The sequence below is a fragment of the Leisingera sp. SA215 genome, assembly GCF_055902035.1.
On the sequence record NZ_JBVVXU010000001.1, the window covers coordinates 723470 to 736952 of the forward strand.

Sequence of the window (13483 nt, forward strand, 5' to 3'; positions counted from 1 at the left end):
CGGACACGAGTGCAAAACCTGCGCCCTGAGATGGCGTCACTCTTCGAACAGTTCTGCCTGTTCTTCCGGATCCTCGTCGTCCTCGCCCCCCTGGCCCATCGCCAAGGCGCCCGGCGGCGGCCGGTTTTCCAGCAGGCCAGCGGCGCGCAGCTCCTTCAGCCCCGGCAGGTCGCGGGCGCTTTCCAGACCGAAGTGATCGAGGAAGACCGGCGTGACCACAAAAGTCACCGGCCGGCCCGGCGTCATCCGGCGGCGGCCCAGGCGGATCCAGTCCATCTCCATCAGCTGGTCGATGGTGCCGCGCGACACCGACACGCCACGGATCTCCTCGATCTCGGTGCGGGTGACCGGCTGATGATAGGCGACAATCGCCAAGGTCTCGATCGCGGCGCGGCTCAGCTTGCGCAGCTCGGTGGTTTCCTTCTGCATCAGGAAGCCAAGGTCCGGCGCAGTGCGGATCGCCCAGGCATCGCCTAAGCGAACCACCCGCACGCCGCGCCCCTCGTAGCGCTTGCGCAGATGCTCCACCGCCTCGCGCGGATTGCAGCCATGCGGCATCCGTCCTTCCAGATCGCGCAGGGTGACCGGCTCGGCGCTGGCAAACAGCACCGCCTCCACCATCCGCTCCTGCTCGGCCATCGGCGGCGCGTCGAACAGCGTATCGCTCTCTTCGCGGATGGGAGCGCCGTGGCTGTCCATAAGCTGGTCTTCCATCAGGTATCCTCGTTCAGGCTGCGCAGCTGGATCGGCGCAAATGATTCACTCTGGCGCAGCTCAAGCCTGCCTTCCTTCACCAGCTGCAAAGAGGCGGCAAAAGTGGCGGCAGTGGCCGAGCGGCGCTTGACCGGATCGCTGTGCCAGCCGTCCGGCAGATAGCTGATCAGATCGGTCCAATCGCCGGTGAAGCCCAGGAGATGGCGCATCCGCTCCAGCGCTTCTTCCATCGTGAAAACCGACTCCCGGTCCATCACAAAGGGGCGGAAATCCTCCTTGGTGCGGATGCGGGCATAGGCCTGCATCAGATCCAGGAGGTTGGCGGTATAGGTAACGGTCTTGATCCGGGCGACGTTCTCTTCCTCGCCGCGGCCAAAGAAGTCGCGGCCCAGCCGGTCGCGGGCCAGCAGCCGGGCAGAGGCGTCTCGCATCGCCTGCAGACGCTCCAGCTGGAACGCCAGGTGGGCGGCCAGCTCCTCGCCCGAGGGGCCGTCCTCCTCCGGGTCCGGCGGCAGCAGCAGGCGGGATTTCAGGAACGCCAGCCAGGCCGCCATCACCAAGTAATCGGCGGCCAGCTCAATCCGCAGCTCCTTGGCCTTGTTGACAAAGGTCAGATACTGTTTGGCCAGCTCCAGCACCGAGATCTTGCGCAGGTCCACCTTCTGGGTGCGCGACAGCGTCAGCAGCAGGTCGAGCGGGCCTTCGAACCCGTCCACATCCACGATCAGGGCCTCGGCTGCCAGCCGCTCCTCTACTGCCGTATCCGCGTCTGAAAAGACTGTCTGCTCAGCCATACACCTGCCCGCCCATGAGGGCGGCAAGTTCGTCTTCGGCGGCCTGAATGTCAAGATCCGCAGGGGGTTTGCGGGCCGCGAGCGCCCGCTCTGCGCGGGTTTGCGCCGCCTCCGTCATGACCCCTGCGGCCCCGGCCACCGCAATCCGTTCCTGCAGCGAAGCATTGCACAAAAGAACCACATCGCAGCCCGCCTTGATGGAGGCGCGGGCATTGTCCGCCAGTGATCCCTTGAGCGCCTTCATCGAAATATCGTCGGTCATGATCAGCCCGTCAAAACCGATGCGTTCGCGGATCAGCCGCATCATCACCGGCGACGTGGTGGCGGGGCGGCTGTCATAGGCGTCATAGACCAGATGCGCGGTCATCCCCAGCGGCAGGTCGTTCAAGGCCTGGAACGCGGCAAAGTCGCCTTGCTCCAGCACGCCGGGAGGGCTGGACACACGCGGCAGGTCCAGGTGGCTGTCGGCGGTGGCGCGGCCGTGGCCGGGGATATGTTTCAGCACCGGCAGCACGCCGCCGTCCAGATGCGCAGTTGCCACCGCGCGGGCGATCCGGGCCACCGCATCGGTGCTGGTGCCATAGCAGCGGTTCTTCAGAAACGCATGGGTCTCCGCACAGGCGACATCGGCAATCGGCGCGCAGTTGCTGTCGATCCCGAGGCGGAGCAGTTCATCGGCAATCAGCCGGTAGCGCAGATACATGGCCCGCGCGGCGTCCGCGCCCGCCCGCTGCACATGCTCCAGCGGCGGCAGCCAGTTGCGCGCCAGCGGGTTGCGCAACCGCTGCACCCGTCCGCCCTCCTGGTCGATGGTGACCGGGGCATTGCGGCCCACCGCCTCGCGGAAGTCTGCGCACAGCGCCTGAATCTGTTCGGCGCTGTCCAGATTGCGGGCAAACAGGATAAAGCCGAACGGATCGGCATCGCGGAAGAACGCCTTTTCGTCGGCGGTCAGCCGCAGGCCTTCGGCGTCGAGGATGGTGGCTCCGTAGGTCATGGGTGTCCCCAGTTGTTGGCGCTCCCCCGGCTCACTCAAGGAAAGGGCTGCGCCCGGCCCGGCGGGGAGGGAGCAAAGCGCCCGCCCCCGTGGGGGGCGGGACGGGCGCAGCCCGGCCTTGCGGCCGGACGGTACAAATGTCTGCAACCAGTGCTGCTGGCGCTTGGTTACCGTGTGGTTACCGGAATGCAATCGGCATTGCCAGCCACCAGCGCCGAGCAGAACCGGCGGGCGTCCGACAGGCCGGCAAAGCCCATCGCCCGCAGGCGGTAGAACGTGCGGCCGCCGCTTTCGGCACGCTGGATCACCCGCTGCTTGCCCTCCAGATAGTCGGAGAAACGGGCATGGATACGGTCCCATTCGGCGCGTGCCACCTCGGGGCTTTCATAGGCGCCAAGCTGCGCCAGCCTGGTGCCTGCCGCAAGGGTCGCCGGGTCCACATCAACGGGTGCCGCAGATGCTGCCGGCGCGGCTGCGGCCGGAGCCGGGCTGAACCGTGCAGGCCGGGCCGATGGCCGCAGCGAGACCTTGACGCCGGGCGCATTCAGAATGGCAGGCGACGGGACTGCGGCGGCACGCGCCGGCTGCAGCGGTTGCGGCTGCACGATGGCAGGGGCCGCCGCCGACGCCGGCACAGCAGCAGACAGCGGCTCGGCCTCACGCGCCAGTTCGGCGACCAGCGCATCGATATCGCCGTTCTGGAAGGAGGCCACGGCGTCTTCACTGACGCCGGGCGCGGCGTCGGCGGCCAGTTCCGGCAGCGGCTTGTCATCGTCGGTCAGCTCAATCGCGGCGGGCGCCAGTGTCAGCCGGTCGGCCGGCGCCTCGGCGCTGCCGCTGGCGGCGACCGCATTGACCGCCAGCCCCTGATGATCCGCCTGCGCGCCGCCCGGCAGCGCCGGCTGTTCACGCATCGGGCCTTCGGCTGCGCGCACCACCGGCACGCCGCTGACATCCCGCATCACCAGCTTGTAGCCCCAGAAGCCCACCCCGGCGACCAGCGCGACCGAGGCCACCGCGCCCAGAATGCTCAGCGATTTCGAGAATCGCGCCCGCAGTCCGGCAGGGGTTGCAAAAACCGTATAGTCCTGGGGCGCATGCCCCGGCCCGTCGGGCTGATAGCCATAGGCCGGGTTTTCATAGCCATAGGCCGGCTCAGCCCCGGGCCCGGAATAGTGCTGGCCGGTATACTGATGTGTGTATGTGCTGTCCGGGGCGGCGTCCTGTTCGTGACCGCTGCCTTGTGTATAGGCGCGCCCTTGGCCCGCCTGCGCAAAATACGCCATTGTCCGCCTCACTGCCCGGTTTGGCAGCGCCTGTCCAGCGCTGCGCCCCAAGTCTCTTGAACTGCCTCAATCCAGCGGATGTGCAATTTTCACCAAAGCGGCTTCCGCCCCTTTTGGTTATCGCATCTCTTCTGCCGGTTTCACGCCAAGAATACCAAGACCTGCGGAAATGACAACGGAAACGGCCCGGGCCAGCGCCAAATTCGCATGTGTTGCCGATTCACAGCTCTCGTTAACAAATCGTAAACCTTTGTTCGACTTGCCCAGATGGTACAGCCCGTGCAGTTCCGACGCGAGATCATAGAGATAGAAGGCAATCCGGTGCGGCTCATGGGTGCGGGCCGCGATGTCCACCTGCCGCGGCCATTCGGCCAGCTTTTTGGCCACCGCCAGCTGCGCCGGATCCGAGATCAGGCCCAGATCGGCGCCCGCCAAGGTGGCGTCATCGGCGGCAATGCTCTGTTCCGCGGCCTTGCGCAGGGTCGAGCAGATCCGCGCGTTGGCGTATTGCACATAGAACACCGGGTTGTCCTTGGACTGCTCCAGCGCCTTGTCGAGATCGAAGTCAAAGCCCTGGTCGTTCTTGCGGGTCAGCAGCATGAAGCGGGTCACATCCGCCCCGACAGCATCCACCACATCGCGCAGGGTGACAAAGGTCCCTGCCCGCTTGGACATCTTGAATTCCTGGCCGTCCTTGAACAGCTTCACCAGCTGGCACAGCTTGATATCCAGCGGCACCCGGCCGTCCGACAGCGCCGACACCGCCGCCTTCATCCGCTTGACATAGCCGCCGTGGTCGGCGCCGAAAATGTCGATCAGCTCGTCAAAGCCGCGCTCCACCTTGTCAAAGTGATAGGCGATGTCCGGCGCGAAATAGGTCCAGGCGCCATCGGATTTCTTCACCGCCCGGTCGACGTCGTCGCCATGGTCGGTGGATTTGAACAGCGTCTGCTCGCGCGGCTCCCAGTCGTCGGGCTTCTTGCCCTTCGGCGGCTCCAGCACGCCCTGATAGATCAGCCCCTTGGATTCCAGCGCCGCCAGCGCCGCCTCGATCTTGCCGGTGCCATAGAGGGATTTCTCCGAATAGAACACATCCATCCCGATACCCAGCTGGGCCAGATCCTCGCGGATCAGCGCCATCATCGCGTCGGTGGCAAATTCGCGCACCTCCGCCAGCCAGACCTCCTCGCCTTTGCCGAGATAGGCATCGCCTGCCTTGTCCTTCAGCGCCTGCCCCACCGGTTTCAGATAGTCGCCCGGATAGGTGCCGTCGGCAAAGGCCACTTCCTGCCCGTGCGCTTCCAGGTAGCGCAGGTAGACAGAGCGCGCCAGCACATCGACCTGGCCGCCGCCGTCGTTGATGTAGTATTCGCGGGTGACGTCATAGCCGGCATAGGCCAGCAGCGAGGCCAGCGCGTCGCCGAACACCGCGCCGCGGGTGTGGCCCACATGCAAGGGGCCGGTCGGATTGGCCGAGACATATTCCACGTTCACCCGCTTGCCCGCGCCGGTCTCCGAGCGGCCGAAATCCGTGCCTGCGTCCAGGACCGATTTCACCACCGTCTGCCAGATCCCGGGCGCCAGCTGCAGGTTGAGAAAGCCGGGGCCGGCGACCTCGGCCGAGGTGACACGGTCATCCGCGGCCAGCTTTGCGGCCAGTGCCTCGGCAATATCGCGCGGCTTCATCTTTGCGGGCTTGGCAAGCACCATCGCCGCATTGGTCGCCATATCGCCATGCGCCGCATCCCGCGGCGGCTCCACCGCCACATTGGCAAAATCAAGCCCTTCAGGCAGCGCGCCTTCGCCGGTCAAGGCGGTCAGGCTGTCAATCACAAGCGAGCGGATATCGGTAAAAAGGTTCATATCTGGCGTCCCATATGTTCAGCACAGCGGATACCTAGGGCCAGAGGCAGGGTCAACAGCATTGCAGGTGCCTCCCGGGGCCTCAGGCGCAACACACCGGAAAATTCGAATTTTCCGGCATTTTGCTTACTGACGAAAAATACGCCGCTGACGCAGCGCGGGCGTCACAGAACCGCCCGGCGGGTCAGCGCCGGCGCGGCCTGGCGGCTTTCCCGGGGGGGGCGGTCATGACAGCATCCCCTGAATCGCCGAGGCGGTGCCCCATTCGGTGATTGTGTAGCGGCGCAAGGTCGCCACGTAATAGGGATCCTGCAGGATCAGCCGCTCAACTTCCTGGCGGCTCTCCGCCTCCACATTCCAGATCGCGCCGGGGAAATCCTGCATCGGCCGCATCGCCAGCGCGCCGCCGATCTGCAGCTCGGGCCGCGACCGCACAAAGGCGATATGCGCCTGGCGCCGCGCCTTGTCGCCGCGCACCCGGTCCATTTCGGGCTTGTCCGTGAATGTGACGGTCCAGCGTGCCATGGCTTTCCTCTTGCTGCTCCTCCTGCGGATAACGCCGATGCCCTGCGGCATCATAGGGCCAGATCATAGCACGGCTTACGGCCAATTTCGCCCCGGCCCGCGCCGGAGCTGCCGGCGCGCCTCCTTTTGTCTGAACGCCCCCGCCGCAGGCAGCCGCGGAAAGGGCCTGCGGCTGCCGGTGTTGCGCCGTCCCCCGGCGCACCGCACGCCCCGCTTGCGCCGCATTAACCGGGATATGCGAAGGTCTCCCCGCTGCAGCACATGGCGCGGGCCTGGCACCCCGCGCGCACCAGGAGACCAGGACCCCGAAGACCACCTCGGCAAAAGGTGCAGGGGCGTCTGACTGATGAAGCTTTTGACCGGACCCGGGGCGCGCTGGCGTTCCGGCCCTATCCTCCGCCCCCCGTGGCGGCGCCGCCATCCCTACCCCGCTCATTGAACGGAACATGCAAAAGGACAGCAGCAAACACCGCAGAGACGGAAGCCCTCAGACCTCGACCTTCACCCCGATCAGCCGCTCATGCTGCTGCAGGGCGAAACGGTCGGTCATGCCGGCGATATAATCCGACACGATCCGCGCCAGCGCGGTGCGGTCCGCCACACCGGCAATATCAGCGTGCCAGCGCTCCGGCATGTCCTGCGGATTGTCCAGAAAATAGGGAAACAGCGCCTCCACCACCTTGGCGACCTTGGCGCGTTTTTCCATCACCGAAGGCGCCCGGTACATGCGGGTGAACAGAAACGCGCGGATCTCCTTCAGCCCGGCCCACAGCTCCGGCGAGAATTGCACCACAGGATGATCCAGCGCCCGCACCTCTTCAACGCTCTGCACGCCTGCATCCGCCAGCAGCACCCGCGCGGTGCCGATCACATCGCCCACCATCACCCCGAAAAAGCGCCGCAGCGCCTCATGGCGGCGGCGGTTCGGGTCCAGTCCCGGATACAGCCCGTCCACCGCCCCATAGGCCTTGTCCAGCAGCGGCAGCCGCGCCAGGTCATCATCGGTGAACAGCCCGGCCCGCAGCGCATCATGCAGGTCGTGGTTGTTATAGGCGATGTCGTCCGCCAGTGCCGCCACCTGCGCCTCGGCACTCGCGTGGGTGTGCAGCTCCAGATCCACCGCCGCATTGCATTCCGCCAGCGCCCAGGGCAGCTCCCCCACCACCGGGCCATTGTGTTTCGCAATCGCTTCAAGAGTTTCCCAGGTCAGGTTCAACCCGTCGAATTCCGCGTAGTGGCGCTCCAGACAGGTCACGATGCGGATCGCCTGGGCGTTATGGTCGAAGCCGCCATAGGGTTTCATCAGCCCGTGCAGCGCATCCTCGCCGGTGTGGCCGAACGGCGTGTGCCCCAGATCATGCGCCAGCGCCACCGCCTCGGTCAGCTCCTGGTTCAGCCCCAGCGCGCCGGCAATGGTGCGGCCCACCTGCCCCACCTCGATCGAATGGGTCAGCCGGGTGCGGTAATTGTCGCCCTCATGTTCGACAAAAACCTGGGTCTTGTGCTTCAGCCGCCGGAACGCGCTGGCATGGATAATGCGGTCGCGGTCGCGCTGATAGGGAGAGCGGAAGGAGCTTTCCTCCTCGGTCACCTGCCGGCCGCGGCTGCGGTCCGGTGACGTGGCATAAGGGGCATGCATGTTAAATCTTTTCTCCAGCAAATCTTGCCGCCTGAATTGCACCTTCATATATAATGCCTTGAGCTGCAACACGGCATTGGAGAGACCGTATGAACCTGCCCCCGAAAGTCACCGACCGCGCCTTTGCCCGGCTGGCCGAGATTGGCGCCGCGGACCAGGGCCAGGCGCTGCGCGTCGCGGTCGAAGGCGGCGGCTGCTCGGGCTTTCAGTACGAGATCGCCCTGGACGCGCCCAAGACGGACGATCTGGTGCTCGAAGGCCAGGGCGAAAAGGTGGTGGTGGACGAGGTCTCGCTGCCCTTCCTGGAAAACGCGGTGATCGATTTCACCGAAGAGCTGATCGGCGCGCGGTTCACCATAGAGAACCCCAACGCCACCTCCAGCTGCGGCTGCGGCACCTCGTTTTCAATGTAACCCGGCTTCCGGTCCGGCTGGCCCTGCGCCCGGTCCGGGCCGCGCAAGTCACAAACGCGCATGTCGTGAACGCGCCTTTCATAATGCCGCCTTGCCGCCAGGCAAGGCAGCGCCCGCCCTCATCTTAAGGGGCGGGCGCTTCGCCCCCTTGCGGGCGCAAGTATGCAGCCGTAACGCGGACCCGGCGCTAGGGATCGGTCTGCGGCCGCCCGGAACTGTGCAGCCGGGGCATGGCCGGGGCCAACTGATCCCAGACCAGATACAGCCCCGAGGCAATCACGATGGCGCCGCCGATATAGGTTGTGGCCGGCGGGAACTCCCCGAAGAAGACCGAGCCGATGACCGCCATCCAGATGAACTGCAGATTCATCAGCGGCGTCACCGCATAGGACACCAACAGCCGCAGCGCCACCACCAGCAGCCAGCGCGCACCGAACAGCAGCAGGGCATAGGCTGCAGCCCAGGCCACATCCGCCATCGGCATCGGCACCCAGACAAAGGGTAAGAACAGCAGCATCACCCCGCACAGCGTCAGATTGGGATAAAAGACCTGCGCCAGCGCATTGCTTTCATAACGGCCGATAAACCGTGCCAATGTCATGGAAAATGTGCCGGACACCACCGCGCAGAAGGCAACGATATGCCCCCAGGAGGCATGCGCGCCCTCATTGCCGTGCGGCAGCAGGAACAGCACGCCGCAGAACCCCGCAGCCAGCGCGACCCAGGCCGCCGGGCGCACCGGCTCCTTCAGCACCGCACCGGACATGGCTCCCGCCAGCAGCGGCATCAGGCCGATGAACACAAACACCTCGGCAAAGGGCAGCAGCCGGAACGCATAGAAGAAACAGACCGCGGCGACCAGCGCTGCCACCGACCTTAAAGCCATCGCCCGCGGACAACAGGTGCGGAACCCGCCGCGCAGAGAGGGCACGCGGTCCGCCAGCAGGCAGAAGCCCGCCACCATGGCGCCCGACAGCGCATAAAGCTGCGCCGCCGCATATTGCCCCGCCAGCAGTTTGGTGATCCCGTCCGCCGAGGCGATCAGCCCGGTGTAGGCCACCACCAGAAGGGCGCCGCCCAGGGCCTGATTGCCAGGGCAGCCCATCACGCCGCCCCGGCACTGCCCGCCCGGGCAAAGCCTTCGAAAAATCCGCCGAACCCTTCACAGCTGCGCTCCGCCGCGGTGAGCAGCCCGTGCTCTTCTTCGCTAAGGACGGCCTCAGCGCGCGCTTTCACCGCGCTCCAGCCCGCCCGCGCCATCCCGGCGTCGAAAACCGCTTCAGACAGGCTCCTCAAGATACTTCCTCCCTGCTGCGCCGGCACATGCATCCCGCCCATCGGAACCGCCTGACGGAAGGCCGGGCGGCCGGACAGCAGCATCAGCCAATTCACCACGAAATACTCGTGATACGCATCCTGATGTCCATCAAATTCACCCATAGCGAGCATAAAGGCGGAAACCCGCCGGTCAAGCCACGCCTCCCAGGCGGCGGGCGGCTGCCCGCCGGCAAAACGCAGCGCAATGCAGATCTCTGCCAGCAGGTCGGCATTCTGATCGAGGAAGGCCACCAGGCCGGCAAATTCCAGGCTGGTGAACGCCGCTTCCGGCAGGTCCGGAACACGGCGGCCGTATTCAGACAGGTAAAAAACGATGTGGGTCAGCTCATAAGCGGCTTTTTTATTCGGTATGGCAAAGGTTTGCGGATTTGAAATGAAACCGCGCAGCCGGTCGTCCAGCCCGTCATCCCGCAGATCTATCCCCCGCCGCGCCAATAGCCGCCGCGCCTCGGCACGCTGCAAATCGGACAGCTCGGCCTGCGCCAGCCCCTGGTCCGACACCCAGCCGGCCAGCTGCGCAGCGGTCTGCCCCGGCAGGCCCAGATCCTCCAGATCCAGGCAGATCGACAGGATAAAGCGGTAATACTGCCGGAAAAAGCTGATATGGCGCGCCGCACCCTGGTAAAACGGCTGCAGGGGCTGCAGGGCGGTAGCGGCAACATCCGCCCCGGTGCATTCCAGAATGTTCAGCAGCTCAGCGTTCTCCTTGAGCCAGAACACGTCCTCCTGGCTGCGCCGGTACGTTGCGAAACCGGCAATCAGCGCCTCTTGCGCGCTGGCCCGGGACTGGCGGGCGGCTGGAGAGAAAAACGGAAGGATCTGGGCCATGGGAACCTCGTTCGGACAGATGCGGCGCGGTACCGGCGGCCCCGGTGCAGGGCCGCCCAAGGACAGGAGCCGGAACGGAGGCCGGTCCCCGTCCGGATCAGCTGCCCGAGGAGAACAACCGGGTGGCATCGCCCGCGCTGACCCGCGCCGCGGTTGCAGGGGCAGACCCGGAGGAGAACAGCTGCGTCCCCTCGCCCGCGCCCGCCTTTGCCGTTGCGGCCGGGGCCGAGCCGGAAGAGAACATCTCTGTCAGATTGCCAGACGCAACCTCAGCGTGTTCAGCGGGCGCTGAACCGGAGGAAAACATCTGCACCAGATCGCCTGTGCGGCTGTCGGACTGCGCTGCGGGGGCCGAGCCGGAGGAGAACATCTCCACCAGGTCGCCGGCTGCGGTTTCGCCGCGTGCCGACGGCGCCGAGCCCCTGGAGAACAAACCGGTTTCGCCGCCTGCCCAGCTTTCGGCTGTCTGCGGCATGGAGCCGGAAGAAAACAGCGACACGCCCTCTCCCGCGCTCAGACCGGCGGTGCATTCCGGCGCCGATCCGGAGGAGAACATCCCCGCCGCATCGCCCTCGAACAGGCTGCAGCCTGCGGCCGGGCGGTTAGCGTGGAGGGGCTGGATTTTGTGCTGAGCAGTCATTTGGAACCTCATTTGTTAAGGACAAAAGGCTCCTCCACGCTGACACGGCCCTCGTGCAGCGCAAACAGAAAATGCAATTTCACATTGTATTTTCTAGCGCGGATCACATTAACTTCAACCCGCTATTTTCTGCGTAATTTCAATTATTTCAACTCATCCACAGCTTATGCACCGCGTTATTCACACGCATATTACTGCAAGATAAAGAAACTCAACCTGAGGGGTACTTTTCACCCGTGCAAAGCAGAGATGATTCGCCGCACCGCCAGTGATTCGCGAATTCCGCTTCGGGCTTGCCCCGGGGTGCTGATTCAGCGATAGATCAGCCTCGAATAAAGCAATCTGCGCCGGAGGCAAGCCATGAAAATCGCCACATTCAATATCAATGGCATCAAGGCCCGGGCCCAGGCGCTGCCGGACTGGCTGGACGAGGCCCAGCCCGACGTGGCGCTGCTGCAGGAGATCAAATCGGTCGATGAGGCGTTTCCGCGCGAAATGCTCGAAGAGCGCGGCTACAATGTCGAAACCCACGGCCAGAAAAGCTTCAACGGCGTGGCGATCCTGTCAAAGCTGCCGCTGGAGGATGTGCGCCGCGGGTTGCCCGGCGATGACAGCGACGAACAGGCGCGCTGGATCGAGGCGACGGTGGTCGGCAAACAGGCGATCCGCATCTGCGGCCTTTATCTGCCCAACGGCAACCCGGTTGAGCTGGAGCCGGACGGCAGCCCGGCGGCGGGCGGTAAATATGCCTATAAGCTGGCCTGGATGGAGCGGCTGAAGGCGCGGGCGCAACAGCTGCTGGACAGCGAGATGCCCGCGCTGATGGCGGGCGACTACAACATCATACCGCAGGCCGAAGACGCCAAACGGCCCGAAGCCTGGCTGGAGGACGCGCTGTTCCGCCCGGAAAGCCGCGCCGCGTTTCAGCGGATTGTGAACCTCGGCTTCACCGAGGCGTTCCGGGCCCGGCACCAGGGACCGGGGCATTATTCCTTCTGGGATTACCAGGCCGGTGCGTGGAACCGCGATGACGGCATCCGGATCGACCATTTCCTGCTGACGCCGCAGGCCGCCGATCTCTTGCGCGACTGCCAGATCGACAAGGATGTGCGCGGACGCGAAAAACCCTCGGACCACGTGCCGGTCTGGGTGGATCTGGACATCTGACACCCAGCGCCGCGCCTCCGCGCGGCGCCCGGCCCAACCTGGCCCGGGTCATCGCCGATGCCCCGGGACGGGGCGGGAGGCCGCCGCCTGCGCTGTCTCAGGCGGTGACGTCGTGGCGGTAGATCCAGTCGAACTGGCTGACCATCTTGTCCGGCGCAAAGCGGCCGCCCAGCCTCAGCACCTGATGCGCAGGCCAGCTGAGCGGGGCGCGCAGGTGGTATTTCCAGGCGTTCTTACTGGCGGCCTGCACCACGTTTTCCGCCCGCTCCCGGCGCCGGGATTGATAGCGTGCCAGGCCGCGCGCGACATCCGGCGCCTCCCGCAGGGACCGGGCCAGCACCCAGGCATCCTCCAGCGCCAGATTGGCACCCTGGGCCATGAACGGCAGCGTCGGATGCGCGGCATCCCCCAAAATCGCGGTGTTTTCGCCGTGCCAGCCGGCCGCCACCGGATGCCGGAACAGCCCCCACAGCAGCACCTCCTCCACCGCCTCCAGCAGCGCCGCGGCGGTGCCGCCGAAGCGGGAGAAGGCGGCGCGCAGGTTGGCGGGATCGTCCTTGACGTTCCAGCCCTCTTCGGCCCAGGCGCGGCGCTCCTGCACCGCGACCAGGTTCATCAGGCTGCCGTCGCGCAAGGGATACGCCACCAGATGCCGCCCCGGCCCCATGAACACCTGCGCCTCTGCGGGCAGGTTCAGATGGTTGGGCACGGTGGCGCGCCAGGCGACCTGGCCGGTGAAGACGGGCGGGCGCTCGCCGTTCAGCGCCACCCGGGTTTTTGAATGCAACCCATCGGCGCCCACCACCAGATCGCCGCCGCATTGGGCGCCGTTGCAGAGGCGCACGACCGGCTGCGGGCCGGGCACGACCCGTTCGGCCCTTTGCAGCAGCCGCACCTGCACGCCTTCGCGGCGGGCGGCGCCGGCCAGGATGCCGACCAGGTCGGAGCGGTGCACCAAGTAATAGCGCAGGCCTGCGGCATGTTCATCAAGATCCAGCCGCAATACCTGGCCGCCGCGGCGGTGGCCGCGCAGCACCACGGCGCGGGCCCTCTGCGAACACCAGGCAAGGTCATCGGCCAGCCCCAGCGCCTTCAGCACAGCGACGCCGTTGGGGGTGATCTGCAGGCCTGCGCCCGCTTCGGAAATCGCCTCGGCCTGCTCCAGCACAGTCACCGAGGCGCCAAAGCGGCGCAGCGCCAGCGCTGCGGTCAAGCCGCCGATCCCGGCGCCGATGACGGTTATTTTCAGACCTTTGAGTTCCATGGGCTCCTGCAGATT

At 65.8% G+C, this 13483-nt stretch carries 13 protein-coding genes; 2 read left to right on the forward strand and 11 right to left on the reverse strand.

Annotation, left to right across the window (positions count from 1 at the left end):
- Positions 1–36: 36 nt before the first annotated feature.
- The 7 genes from scpB to AC0KW6_RS03495 all read right to left on the reverse strand — a co-directional run bounded on the left by scpB (position 37) and on the right by AC0KW6_RS03495 (position 7818).
- Complete coding sequence (gene scpB, locus AC0KW6_RS03465) at positions 37–714, reverse strand: SMC-Scp complex subunit ScpB (protein ID WP_474034086.1); 678 nt, start codon at positions 712–714, stop codon at positions 37–39.
- On the reverse strand, positions 714–1508 hold the full coding sequence (locus AC0KW6_RS03470) for a segregation and condensation protein A (RefSeq protein ID WP_323778504.1): 795 nt from the start codon (positions 1506–1508) through the stop codon (positions 714–716). Before AC0KW6_RS03470 ends, scpB begins: the two co-directional genes overlap by 1 nt.
- Positions 1501–2505: a beta-N-acetylhexosaminidase gene (gene nagZ / locus AC0KW6_RS03475; protein ID WP_474034087.1), complete on the reverse strand. Its 1005-nt coding sequence runs from the start codon at positions 2503–2505 to the stop codon at positions 1501–1503. Before nagZ ends, AC0KW6_RS03470 begins: the two co-directional genes overlap by 8 nt.
- A gap of 167 nt (positions 2506–2672) precedes the next feature.
- Positions 2673–3791, reverse strand: coding sequence for an SPOR domain-containing protein (locus AC0KW6_RS03480; protein ID WP_323778501.1), 1119 nt, complete (start codon positions 3789–3791; stop codon positions 2673–2675).
- A gap of 117 nt (positions 3792–3908) precedes the next feature.
- A complete protein-coding gene (gene argS, locus AC0KW6_RS03485; protein WP_474034088.1) occupies positions 3909–5654 on the reverse strand; it encodes an arginine--tRNA ligase in 1746 nt (581 codons plus the stop codon).
- A gap of 225 nt (positions 5655–5879) precedes the next feature.
- Positions 5880–6179 carry a YciI family protein gene (locus AC0KW6_RS03490; protein WP_323778497.1) on the reverse strand — a complete coding sequence of 100 codons (300 nt, stop codon included), beginning with the start codon at positions 6177–6179 and terminating at the stop codon, positions 5880–5882.
- 487 nt (positions 6180–6666) lie between these two features.
- Positions 6667–7818 carry a deoxyguanosinetriphosphate triphosphohydrolase gene (locus AC0KW6_RS03495; RefSeq protein ID WP_474034089.1) on the reverse strand — a complete coding sequence of 384 codons (1152 nt, stop codon included), beginning with the start codon at positions 7816–7818 and terminating at the stop codon, positions 6667–6669.
- Between the two features lie 89 nt (positions 7819–7907).
- Between AC0KW6_RS03495 and AC0KW6_RS03500 the strand changes: the two genes are divergently transcribed.
- Positions 7908–8231 (forward strand): HesB/IscA family protein, encoded by a 324-nt coding sequence (locus AC0KW6_RS03500; protein ID WP_024090443.1) that lies wholly within the window; start codon positions 7908–7910, stop codon positions 8229–8231.
- A 187-nt stretch (positions 8232–8418) separates the two neighbouring features.
- Here the strand turns inward: AC0KW6_RS03500 and AC0KW6_RS03505 are convergent, their stop codons facing one another.
- From AC0KW6_RS03505 to AC0KW6_RS03515, 3 genes are all read right to left on the reverse strand, one after another.
- Positions 8419–9336: a DMT family transporter gene (locus AC0KW6_RS03505; protein ID WP_474034217.1), complete on the reverse strand. Its 918-nt coding sequence runs from the start codon at positions 9334–9336 to the stop codon at positions 8419–8421.
- Positions 9336–10397 (reverse strand): DUF6902 family protein, encoded by a 1062-nt coding sequence (locus AC0KW6_RS03510; RefSeq protein ID WP_474034090.1) that lies wholly within the window; start codon positions 10395–10397, stop codon positions 9336–9338. Before AC0KW6_RS03510 ends, AC0KW6_RS03505 begins: the two co-directional genes overlap by 1 nt.
- Before the next feature lie 97 nt (positions 10398–10494).
- Positions 10495–11037, reverse strand: a complete 543-nt coding sequence (locus AC0KW6_RS03515; protein ID WP_474034091.1) for a hypothetical protein — start codon at positions 11035–11037, stop codon at positions 10495–10497.
- Between the two features lie 360 nt (positions 11038–11397).
- On the opposite strand from AC0KW6_RS03515, the gene xth reads away from it, so the two are divergent.
- On the forward strand, positions 11398–12204 hold the full coding sequence (xth, locus tag AC0KW6_RS03520) for an exodeoxyribonuclease III (protein WP_323783013.1): 807 nt from the start codon (positions 11398–11400) through the stop codon (positions 12202–12204).
- 97 nt (positions 12205–12301) lie between these two features.
- On the opposite strand, the gene AC0KW6_RS03525 is transcribed toward xth, so the two are convergent.
- Entirely contained in the window at positions 12302–13468 is a 1167-nt protein-coding gene (locus AC0KW6_RS03525; RefSeq protein ID WP_323783016.1) for an FAD-dependent monooxygenase, read from the reverse strand.
- Positions 13469–13483: the final 15 nt, after the last annotated feature.